Origin of the sequence: Streptomyces durocortorensis, assembly GCF_016901035.1 — a bacterium.
Classification (GTDB): Bacteria; Actinomycetota; Actinomycetes; order Streptomycetales; family Streptomycetaceae; genus Streptomyces; species Streptomyces durocortorensis.
In genome coordinates, this window is sequence record NZ_JAFEUF010000455.1 from 1 (window position 1) to 2,106 (window position 2,106).

Below are 2,106 nucleotides of genomic sequence, written 5' to 3' on the forward strand. Positions count from 1 at the left end.
GCGGGAGGTGTGTGTGGGATGGGGGAACGTGCCGGCTGAGTCACGGTCAGGGGAGTGGAACCCACCCCCCGAGATCAGGCCGGAGCCGCCCCGGCCGGAACGGGTACGGCGTACGGGCGGAGGACCATCAGCGAGTCCTCCTGGGCCGCGACCATGGCGAAGGGGAACCGGTCGAGTTCGAGACAGAGGGCGACGTCATCGGGATGGGCTCCTTGGCGGACGCCCTCCGTCAGTTCGGCGGCGGCACGCGACTCGGCGGCGCGGCGCACGAACGCGCCGGCGTCCGCCCCGGACCCGGTGGCCCTCCCCGCGATGTACTGGGCGCACGCCAGGTCCTCTTCGGCGCGCCCCTCCTCGCCGGTGACCACGAACGTGACGGCGTCACAGCCGCGTTGCCGCAGGAGCCGGGCCGTAGCCTCCGCCACCACGAAGCCGGCGCACAGCACCAGCGACGCCTCCTTGACCGCGAGGGCGCCGACCGTCCCGGCCGTGGTCTTCTGCACGACGGTACGTCCGCCGAGGTCGACGGAGCGCAGCAGCCCCGGTGAGTTGACGGCGTCGAAGCCGGGCGCCGGCGGGCCGTCCTTGAGTGCCACCCACTCCGGGTTGCGTGCCTTGAGCGCCAGGGCGTCCGCCTGCGACTCGGCGAGGACGATCTTCTCCGCCCCTCCGGCGAAGGCCCAGGCGGCCACGGTGTAGGCCCGCATGACGTCGACCACCACTGCCACGGACGGTGTTCCGGTCAGTTCGGCGATGCCGAGGAATCGAGTCTCCATCCGGTCATGATCGTGTACGTGCGGCCCGAGGCGCCCCGCCGGTGAGGCGGTTCACGTCATTGGCCGGCGGTCGTCGGCGCAGCCGCCTTCATTCCTCCTCGATGCCCAACAGCTTCAGGAAGGCCGTGGCCGCCGGGGTGCGGCTCTCCCGGCCCCAGACCACGTACTCGACGCGGGACGGCGCGTCCGTGACCTCGACCGTGGTCACCCCGGTCAGGCCCGCGACGTACGTCGGCGGCAGCAGGGCCACACCCAGGCCCGCACCGACCAACCGGGTCAGGTAGTCGGCGTTGGTCACCTCGAAGGCGACTTCCCGGGTGAGACCGGCGGCGGCGAAGGCGAGATCGGACTGCGCCCGGCCGGCGGTCTTCGCCGGGAGGTCCACGAACACCTCCGAGGCCAGTCGGCGAAGGTCGACCGAGGACTCCCCGGCGAGCGGGTGGGCAGGGGAGACCACGGCGATCAGCCGCTCCCGCGCGAGCTCCCGGGCCATGACTCCCCGCAGGCGCGCCGATACCGGGACGCCGAGAAAGGCCACGTCGGTCTCGCCCTGCCGGACCTGCTCGACGAGGTCCCCGCTCGCTCCCACGCCGAGGCTCACCCGGGCGTTCGGATGGCGCCGGTGGAAGTCCTTGAGGACGGTGGGCAGGTCCACGGCGGAGACGGTGGGGATCAGGCCCACCCTGAGGCGTCCGCGTACCTCCCCGACGGGCCCCCCCCCAGAGGCGGCGGGACGGTGCCCCCCGGCGAGGCGAGGGCCGCGGGCGCGGCGGCAGGCCGCCCCCCCCGCCCCCCCCCCCCCCCCCGGGGGGGGGGGGTGGCGGCCCCCGGGGGCCGCGGGGGGGCCCCCCCCCCCCCCGGCCCCCCCCCCCCCCCCCCCCCCCGCCCCCCCCCTGGGGGGGGGCCCCACGGTCCGCCGCGTCCAGGCACTGCCGGGCGGCGGGCAGGAACGCCGCACCCGCCGGGGTCAACCGGACGCGGCGGCTGGTGCGTTCGAAGAGCCTCGCGCCCAGTTCCTTCTCCAGGCGCGCGATCTGGTGGCTGAGCGCGGACTGGACCACCAGGCAGCGCTGGGCGGCCCGGGTGAAGTTGTTCGTCTCGGCGACGGCGATCACGTACCGCATCTGCTGGAGCTCCATGGATCCATCGTGAATCGAGATTCATCGCGTGACAAGCATGTGTTGGACTCATGGATCCCCTCGGCCCGAGACTGATGACGACCGCACACGGGGCCGACCCCTTCGGCCGGCCACGCGACCCGGGCTCCTGTGGCGCGCCCGAAAACGAAGCCGCCCCCCCCGTGATCCCTTCCCCAGCCCTTCCCCAGCCC

At 74.4% G+C, this 2,106-nt stretch carries 1 protein-coding gene and 2 pseudogenes; all 3 read right to left on the reverse strand.

The window, feature by feature from the left end:
* Window positions 1-74 precede the first annotated feature (74 nt).
* The gene (locus JS521_RS35355) at window positions 75-776 is read right to left on the reverse strand and encodes a 2-phosphosulfolactate phosphatase (protein ID WP_205086945.1); all 702 of its coding nucleotides are present in this window, start codon (window positions 774-776) and stop codon (window positions 75-77) included.
* An 88-nt stretch (window positions 777-864) separates the two neighbouring features.
* Window positions 865-1,488: pseudogene (locus JS521_RS35360) on the reverse strand (LysR substrate-binding domain-containing protein); the annotation flags it as partial.
* Between the two features lie 196 nt (window positions 1,489-1,684).
* Window positions 1,685-1,915, reverse strand: a pseudogene (locus JS521_RS35365) (LysR family transcriptional regulator); the annotation flags it as partial.
* Between the last annotated feature and the right edge of the window lie 191 nt (window positions 1,916-2,106).